Below are 7,566 nucleotides of genomic sequence, written 5' to 3'. Positions count from 1 at the left end.
GATCTCCCTGGGCCCTGAACAATCAGACCTTCGAGCAGTACCTCAGTACGGGACTCGACGTCGCCTACCTCCTGGCCGGACTCGAAACCCGCACCTGAGCAACAGCATCAGAGGTTAAAGAACAAGCTGAGGGGAAGTGCGCCTATCTCGTGCAGTACGAAGGACGGTCCTACCTCGATACGAGGGGACGGCCCATGGATGTGCCCGAGTTCACCGTTGGCGAGAATCTCGGTACTGGTCTGCTGCCCGGGTGCGACGAATCGGGCCCGGTCGACGGTGCGGAGGAGCCGGACCGGGTGACTGTCTACAAGGTCGAGGGAGTCGATCCGGCGGTCGCCGTGGCGGCGGGGGAGACGCCGGGCAAGGCTGTGCTGGTGGCGGTCGATGGCGCGGACCTCGCGTCGCTGGGCCCGACTCCCTGAGTCCGTAGCCGAGTTGGCGGGGGACCCCGCGACAGCGGCCCGGGTCCCCGCCGGGTGAAGCTCAGCCCCTCCTTCTCAGAACCGCAGTACGCCGATCAGCCGCCGTGCCGTTCGCGCGTCGACGGCCCCCAACTCCAGTACGTCCGGGGCGTTATGCCGTACGGAGACGAGGAGGGCCCCACCTCCCGTGGCGGCCGGGAAAGCCTGCGCCAACAGGTCCCGTACGGCGTTCGCGTCAGGAGTCTCCGGCCCGGGCGATGAGGCGCCCAGCAGCCGCGCCAGCCGTAGCGCGTCGTCGAGCCGGCAGGACCCGAGCGTGATGCGTCCCTGCCGTACGCGCAGCTCCGGGAGGTCGACCCCGTACGCCGCACAGATCTCCCGCAACGCACGTGCGGCCTTGAGCGTGCGCTTGGTCCCGGTGCGGATGAGGCGCGCCAACTGCCGTGCGTCGGAGGCTTCCAGGGGCCCGAGCTGTACGTGGCGCTCGTCGCCCGCACCGGCGGCGGCCGCCCCCACGTGCAGCCCGGCCTCCCGGAGCGCGGCACGCAGTTCGGCGGCGGCCCCGGGGGAGGGGAGCGGGGGTGCGGTGGTGGTCGGGGAGGTCATTCGCAGCTCCTGACGGGAGGCTCGATCGGTAAGTGGCGGAGGGGGTACGGGAGTACGGAGACGGGGTAGGCCGTCCAGCGCCAGCGGGCGTTCGGGGTGTCCAGCTCGTACGCGTACGGCTGTCCGCGTCGCAGCGTCCGCACCGCCGCCTCCACGCCCCGGTGGTCGCCCAGCCAGGCCCAGGTCCGGTGGAAGGCGTCACGGTCGAGCCGTGGCGTCAGCCACCGTACGGATTCCCGTATCCAGGTCATCGCGAGTCCGGGCGCGGCGGTGACGAGGTCTTCCGGGATCGGGTGGGGCGCGGTGCCGTCTGTGTCGACGTGGCACCAATAGGCCCGGGGGAGCGGGGCGTTCACGCCAGTGCGGCCGGACGCGAGGTCAGGATCTCGGCCCACACGTCCTTGCTCTCGCGTCGGATGACCGTGCCGAAGTGCTCCGCGATCCCGGAGATCAGCGCCAGCCCCCGCCCGCTCTCGGCGGCCCGGTCGGGGTCGGGGGACGCGGGCGGATCGGTGTTGGTGTCGGTGACGGTCACCCGCACGCCGTTGGGGCGGCGGCGCAGGGTGATCGTGCAGTGCGGGGACCCGGTGTGCCGGTCCACGTTGGCCAGCAGCTCGTGGGCGCAGAGCGTGACGGAGTCGCTCAACTCCCGGAAGCCCCAGAGGTCGACGTGGGCGCTCACGATGCGCCGCATGATCGAGAGCGTTTCGGGGTGGGCGACGAGGTCTTGGCGGTAGTCGGGCGGGTCCGGCTCAGCGGTGACGGCCATGGCTCCTCCAGAACGAAGCGAGTGATGCGTCTGCTGATCGACAGTTCGTGAACGTACGGACGCTGTCGGTCACGGGAGGGATGGTGCCGCGCGAAGCATCGCTTAGGCAAGTATTCCTTCGTGGATTCATCCGTGAGGGTGCAAGTTGCTGAAGTGTGTTGTTGCTGAGTGAACTTGGGATCCATCATGACGCCATGGCTCAGAGCGACATGCCCACGATGCGGAGCCGCCGACTCGGCGGCGAACTGCGACAGCTCCGACTGAACGCCGGCCTCAAGGTCCAGGACGCGGCGGAAGCCCTGGAGTGCGGGCAGCCGAAGATCAGCCAGATCGAGAACGGCAAGCGGGGCATCCGTCCGCTCGATCTGACGACGCTGCTCAATCTGTACGGAGTTGAGGACGAGCGGCACCGAGTCAGTCTGAAGCGCCTGTCCAAGGAGATTCACAAGGTCGACTGGTGGAGCGGTCAGGGGCCTTTCCTCCATGACGTCCTGAAGGACTACCTGATGCTGGAGGCGGACTCGCAGGTGGTTCGCACGTTCGAACCGATGGTCATCCCGGGGTTGCTTCAGACCAAGGCGTACATGCGGCAACTGTACGAAGTCGCTTCACCGGCGGATCAGGTCGAGTTCCTGGTCGACACTCGCATGAAGCGCAAGGAACTGCTGGACAACAAACTCGGGTTCAGACTCCGTGCTGTGATCGATGCACCCGCCCTGCACCGTATCGGCGGTGGAGAACGGGTGGTTCGCGAGCAACTGCTCCATCTGCTGGACGCGGGTTCCTCCTCGAACATCAACCTCCAAGTTCTCCCGCTGAAATCCGCCTTGCCCATGGAGCAGTACGCACCGTTCACCGTCTTCGGGTTGCAGGCTGATCCGCCGGTGGAAGTCGTGTGGTTGGAGCACATCACCGGTGGTACGTTGCTGGAGCAGCGCCCTGATGTGCGGGCCTACACAAAAGCCTGGGATGAGTTGACGGCCGCTGCCCTGTCCCCGACAGCGTCCAGCCAGTACATTCGCGAGCTCATCGAGGAAACCAGATCATGATCGAGACGTCTGCTTCCCGAACGGTGGTATCCGAGCTCGAGGGCGCGCCTTGGCGCAAGAGCACCTACAGCGGCTCGAACAACGGCTGCATCGAGCACGCCGCCCTCCCCTCCGGCCGCCACGCAGTCCGCGACACCAAGGACCGCACCCTCGGCACCCACATCTTCGCCCCCGCCCCCTGGCATGCCTTCGTCACCGCCGTACGGGACGGCTCGCTCTAAGAGCGTCCCCGCTGAGCGCATGGCCCCCGGTCATGCGCTCAGCGGCCGAGGGCTGCTGCCCCTACCCCGCCGGCATCGGGACCCAGTGGTCCATCACCCGGCGCAGAAGCTGATGGCGATCGGCGATCCAGTCGTCCGGGGGCACGAGCGGGACGCGCACGGGGACCATGGATCAGCCCTCGTCCTCCATGACCACCTCGGGGCACTCGCGCTCGCCGGTGAGTTGGATGAACAGGGACGGGCCGCGGCTCATCTCCCTCCAGGCCACGTCCTCACCGGCGTCGAGCCGGTCCAGGGCGGCTCTCCAGCCGTCCAGATCCACCACGGACAGCGGCAGATCGAGGCGACCGGACACGAAGGGCGTCCTGACGACGATCTCCGCGTCGAGAAGGGCGGCCCATGGCGCATTCGTCCCAGAATGCTGACTGTGACGCTGATCTTCCACCCTGTTTCTGCGGGCGGGCCCCTGGCTGGGCCACGCCCAGTGGCGCGTTCAACACCCTCACCGCCACCACCTGAAGCCTTGAATGGACCCTCGCCTGCTCACTCTGGCGACACCAAACCCGAGCCCGTACCACGCACTACCATCGACGCAGCACCGTAGGTAACGGTCGTGATCTCCAGCTGTGTTACTAGGGTATGGCGCTGTGGACGATGTAACTCTTGGGCCCGGTGACCTCGCTGGTACCGGCGTCTACGCCGCGCGCGACTTCGCAGTCGGCGAGGTCGTCGTGTCCTACCAGCTCGAACCACTCGATGAGGCTGCCTACTTAACCCTGCCTGCCGGCATGGACATCTTTGTGCACAGCTACGGGGGCCGCCGCTACCTATACCCCGCGCCTGCACGCTTCGTGAACCACTCTGACGATCCGTCCTGCTATCAGGACTTCGAGCGCGGGTGCGACATCGCACTGCGGTCCATCGCGCGGGGCGACCGGATCACCATCGACGCGGGCGAGGAGACCTCTCGCGAGCTCGGCACCTTCCTCGACGCCTACCGACATGCACTCCGTGACGGAACGGGTGAACTCCTCGCTGGGTTGCTCGACAGTGATGTCACTCTCTGGGTGGCGGGGCGCGCGGCCCGTGGCAGGGAAGCCTATGTCGCCACGGTGTCCGAGGCTGGATGGGTGTCACTGTCGGAGGTCGAGTGGCTCGTCGGTACCGGGCGCTGGGAGGCACTGTGCTCTGCCGAGGCCGAGACGGCGCGTGGCCGGCGGCACCAGACCATGCTCCTCAAGGTCATCGCCGGCAACTGGCAGATCGTCTACCACCATGACGGGTGACGTGGGCTCCTCCCGCCTGTTCAACACCCTCGCGCGCGATCCACAGCTGTCGTACTTGACGCCGTCGCGGCCTCAGGGTGGCAGGCGACCGCCCACCTCAGGGCACCCGTGCGGATCCTCCCCGATAGTTCCGCTTGTCGAGGAGGAGATCCATGTCGAGAGCGCCGCTACTGGCCAGGTCCTGCAACTCCCGGAGAGCGGACAGTCGGGCTGCACCAGGCCCCGTCGTACACGGACCTGTACGTTCACTCGATCTGGGCCCTGCTGACCACCAACCGGTGGCTGCCCCTGGCTGACCCCGAGTTGGCGGACAGGCTGTACGCGTACACGTTCCGGCTTCTTGATCACGATGAGATCTCCCCGCGATCGAGGCGGGAACTGAGCTCGGTGCATTACGTTCTACGCGAGAACCGAACATGACACACCGGAGGGTGCATCCGTGGCGGACACCGAGCAGGAGCGGGCGAAGGGCACGACAGGGTTCCTGATGGAGATGGGGATGCTGAAGCGGGCCAAGCGCAGCGGGTGGTGGATCGCCGGGGTCAAGGACCCCGAGACCATCGCCGAGCACAGCTTCAGAGTCGCGCTCATCGGCTCCGTGCTCGCCATGATGGAGGGCGCCGACCCGGCGAAGACGGCTCTTCTCGGGCTCTGGCACGACACGCAGGAGACCCGCGTCAGCGATATCCCGCACATCGGTCGTCGTTACCTCACCGCTGCCGGCAATGAGGCCGTGACCGCGGACCAGGTGTCCGCCGCGCACCCGGCCGTGCGGGCTGGAGCCCGGCGGATCGTGGAGGAGTACGAGAACGGCGACTCCCCGGAAGTCGTCTGCGCTCACGACGCCGACAAGCTCGAATGCCTCCTCCAGGCCGTCGAGTACCGCGAACAGGGCTGTTCGAACGTTCAGCCCTGGATTGACAGCAGCCTCGCGAAGCTCAAGACGGCCTCCGCCCACTCCCTCGCCCGGGCCGCGCTCACCATGACCTCGATCGAATGGCAGCAGACTTACCTGCGCTGACCGCCAGCCGGGCAGCACTCAGCGTGCTGTTTCACCTCGATAGTTCCGCTTGTCGAGGAGGAGGCCGGTGTCGAGAGCGCCGTCACGGACGAGGTCTTGCAGTTCGTGAAGGGCGCGCAGCCGTCGATTGGCGTCGACCGGTACGGCCCGAAGTTCTCCGATCCTCGCGTCACGGCGCTCCGCCCAGTCCGACAGCGGCTCGTCCATCGCGCTTCCCTGTGCTCCGGGGGCTCCTGTGCCAGCAGGGTAGTGCGCCCGGCCGGCGATGCACGTCGCTCTCGAACAGATCGCGCTCAGGCGGCGCGTACCGTGGCGGGGAAGGGATCGAGAGCCGCAGAAGCAGGCAGTCGGGGGTGAAGGCATGGACGTCGTGATCGGTCGCCCGGTCGTACGGGTCGCTCCGTACCGGGTCGGTACGGACGAGTTGATAGAGGACATGCGGGCGCGGTACGCCGGGCACCCCAAGATCGAGGTGTGGTTGCGGATGCTGCGGCACACCGGGGTCGAGGACCGGCCCTGGATCTCGCCGCTGCACGGGACCGCCGCGCGGCAGGGCGTACGGGAGCGGTCGCGCGCCGCGTACGAAGGGGCCCGGGAGCTCGCCGTCGCCGCCGCGGGCGGTGCGCTGGAGCGGGCGGGGCTGAGGGCGCGGGACGTCGATCTGCTGGTGACCACCCACACCACCTCCTGGACCGTCCCCGGGCTGGACGTCGACCTGGTGGGCCTCCTCGGGCTGCGCCCGGACGTGGCCCGCATCGGGCTGGCCACGGTCGCGTGCTCGGGGGGCGGGCACGCGCTTGTCCACGCGACACGGTTCCTGCGGGGCCGCCCCGGCGGCGGCCGTGCCCTGGTGGTCGCCGCCGAGCAGCTCAGCACCCTGTACAATCCCGCCTCCGGGCCGCCGGACATGCAGGCGGTCCTCTACGGCGGGCTCTTCGGGGACTCGGCCGCCGCCGCCGTGGTGTCGGCGGGCGCGGGGGAGGGGAGTGAGGGGTTCGTCGTCGATGACGTGTGGGAGTTCGTCCTGCCCGACAGCGCGGGGGCCTACTGGGGCGTGATCGACGCGAACGGGCTCGCCTTCGACTCGGGGCCGGACGCGAAGCGGGCCCCCGGGCGGGTCCTGCCCCACCTGACGGAGTGGCTGGACGGGCGGCCGGTCGACTGGGCCGCGGTGCATCCCGGCGGGCCGGGCATCATCTCGGGCACGCTCACCGGCCTCGGCCTGGACGAGGAGGCGGCCGGCCGGCACGCGAGGGCGTCCCTCTCCCACGGCAACCTGGGGGGTGCGGCACTCCTGGACGTACTGGACCGGACCCTGGCCGGGGATCCGGTGGAGGGGCCGGGGGTGGCGGTCGCGTTCGGGCCTGGGTTCACCGCGGCCGGGCTGTACCTGCGTGACGGCCGGGCCCCGGAGGGTCGTGCTGCCCGGGCCCCGGGGGATCGTGCTGCCCGGACACAGGGGGATCGGAGCGCTCGGGCCCCGGCGGATCGGAGTGCCCAGCCCCCGGGGGATTCAGCCGCAGCCGGGTGAACACGTCCGGTCGGGCGATGCCGGGCATGCAGACGTACCACATGGCGCTCACCTGCTGGTCGAGGCCCTCGCGGTCGGCGAGGGCGAGAGAGAGGATCTGCACCCCGCTGAAGCACCCCACGAGCGTCTGGGCGACCGGCGCGGGGATCACGTACGGCTGGAGCTCACCGGCCTGGCGGGCGGACTCCAGGACCGAGGTGACGGCGGTCAGCGGGGCCGCGTAGCTGTCGGCGCTCTGGTAGGGGCCGGGCTCGGTCGAGAGCCGTACGGCCGCCCGCATCACGGGGTCGCGAATGATGCTGTACGTGTAGTCGTAGCTGATGTCCACGAGCGCCTGGAGCCACAGGTCGGGCGGGGGGCCCGACTCCGCCCGCTCGGAGACCTGGCGGAAATAGGCGTGCTGCCGGGCCAGGATCGCGTCGCCCAGGTCGGCCTTGGTGGGGAAGTGGTGGGCGAAGCCACCCCGGCTGACTCCGGCGCGGCGCTGGATCTCCGGGGTCGCCGCGCCGGTGTACCCGTCGCGGTCGATCACCACGCCGGCGGCCTCCACGATGCGCCGGACGGTCTGCTCCGCGCGGTCCTGCATAGTGCCTCCTCGGCTTCTCTGCGACGCTACCCGCGCTCCGATCGGGCCGCTTCGCGGGCGGGCGTCAGCACAGGT

At 69.1% G+C, this 7,566-nt stretch carries 10 protein-coding genes and 2 pseudogenes; 6 read left to right on the top strand and 6 right to left on the bottom strand.

The window, feature by feature from the left end; all coding sequences use genetic code 11:
• Positions 1-134: 134 nt before the first annotated feature.
• A pseudogene (locus tag ACLJPL_RS22885) lies at positions 135-422 on the top strand (DUF6281 family protein); the annotation flags it as partial.
• Between the two features lie 75 nt (positions 423-497).
• On the opposite strand, the gene ACLJPL_RS22880 reads toward ACLJPL_RS22885, so the two are convergent.
• From ACLJPL_RS22880 to ACLJPL_RS22870, 3 genes are read right to left on the bottom strand one after another with little or no spacing between them, the layout of a single operon-like run.
• Positions 498-1,028, bottom strand: a complete 531-nt coding sequence (locus ACLJPL_RS22880) for a hypothetical protein (RefSeq protein ID WP_411082746.1) — start codon at positions 1,026-1,028, stop codon at positions 498-500.
• Positions 1,025-1,384: a hypothetical protein gene (locus tag ACLJPL_RS22875; protein WP_411082745.1), complete on the bottom strand. Its 360-nt coding sequence runs from the start codon at positions 1,382-1,384 to the stop codon at positions 1,025-1,027. Before ACLJPL_RS22875 ends, ACLJPL_RS22880 begins: the two co-directional genes overlap by 4 nt.
• Positions 1,381-1,797, bottom strand: coding sequence for an ATP-binding protein (locus ACLJPL_RS22870; protein ID WP_411082744.1), 417 nt, complete (start codon positions 1,795-1,797; stop codon positions 1,381-1,383). Before ACLJPL_RS22870 ends, ACLJPL_RS22875 begins: the two co-directional genes overlap by 4 nt.
• A 194-nt stretch (positions 1,798-1,991) precedes the next feature.
• Between ACLJPL_RS22870 and ACLJPL_RS22865 the strand changes: the two genes are divergently transcribed.
• Both ACLJPL_RS22865 and ACLJPL_RS22860 read left to right on the top strand, forming a co-directional pair.
• On the top strand, positions 1,992-2,846 hold the full coding sequence (locus ACLJPL_RS22865) for a helix-turn-helix domain-containing protein (protein ID WP_411082743.1): 855 nt from the start codon (positions 1,992-1,994) through the stop codon (positions 2,844-2,846).
• Positions 2,843-3,067 carry a DUF397 domain-containing protein gene (locus ACLJPL_RS22860; RefSeq protein WP_411082742.1) on the top strand — a complete coding sequence of 75 codons (225 nt, stop codon included), beginning with the start codon at positions 2,843-2,845 and terminating at the stop codon, positions 3,065-3,067. The genes ACLJPL_RS22865 and ACLJPL_RS22860 overlap by 4 nt, the downstream gene beginning before the upstream one ends.
• A gap of 172 nt (positions 3,068-3,239) precedes the next feature.
• Here ACLJPL_RS22860 and ACLJPL_RS22855 read toward each other — a convergent pair whose 3' ends face one another.
• The gene (locus ACLJPL_RS22855) at positions 3,240-3,512 is read right to left on the bottom strand and encodes a DUF5959 family protein (protein WP_411082741.1); all 273 of its coding nucleotides are present in this window, start codon (positions 3,510-3,512) and stop codon (positions 3,240-3,242) included.
• A 202-nt stretch (positions 3,513-3,714) separates the two neighbouring features.
• Between ACLJPL_RS22855 and ACLJPL_RS22850 the strand changes: the two genes are divergently transcribed.
• Both ACLJPL_RS22850 and ACLJPL_RS22845 read left to right on the top strand, forming a co-directional pair.
• On the top strand, positions 3,715-4,353 hold the full coding sequence (locus tag ACLJPL_RS22850; protein ID WP_411082740.1) for an SET domain-containing protein-lysine N-methyltransferase: 639 nt from the start codon (positions 3,715-3,717) through the stop codon (positions 4,351-4,353).
• A 487-nt stretch (positions 4,354-4,840) separates the two neighbouring features.
• Positions 4,841-5,374 carry an HD domain-containing protein gene (locus ACLJPL_RS22845; protein ID WP_411082768.1) on the top strand — a complete coding sequence of 178 codons (534 nt, stop codon included), beginning with the start codon at positions 4,841-4,843 and terminating at the stop codon, positions 5,372-5,374.
• A gap of 18 nt (positions 5,375-5,392) precedes the next feature.
• On the opposite strand, the gene ACLJPL_RS22840 is transcribed toward ACLJPL_RS22845, so the two are convergent.
• A complete protein-coding gene (locus ACLJPL_RS22840) occupies positions 5,393-5,581 on the bottom strand; it encodes a DUF6087 family protein (protein WP_411082739.1) in 189 nt (62 codons plus the stop codon).
• A 58-nt stretch (positions 5,582-5,639) separates the two neighbouring features.
• On the opposite strand from ACLJPL_RS22840, the gene ACLJPL_RS22835 reads away from it, so the two are divergent.
• Entirely contained in the window at positions 5,640-6,905 is a 1,266-nt protein-coding gene (locus ACLJPL_RS22835) for a PhlD (protein ID WP_411082738.1), read from the top strand.
• Here the strand turns inward: ACLJPL_RS22835 and ACLJPL_RS22830 are convergent.
• Positions 6,856-7,491, bottom strand: a pseudogene (locus ACLJPL_RS22830) (TetR family transcriptional regulator); the annotation flags it as partial. The gene ACLJPL_RS22835 and the pseudogene ACLJPL_RS22830 overlap by 50 nt on opposite strands.
• Between the last annotated feature and the right edge of the window lie 75 nt (positions 7,492-7,566).

The sequence above is a fragment of the Streptomyces sp. cmx-18-6 genome (assembly GCF_046548915.1).
GTDB lineage: Bacteria > Actinomycetota > Actinomycetes > Streptomycetales > Streptomycetaceae > Streptomyces.
This window is presented reverse-complemented; position numbering and strand designations above follow the sequence as displayed.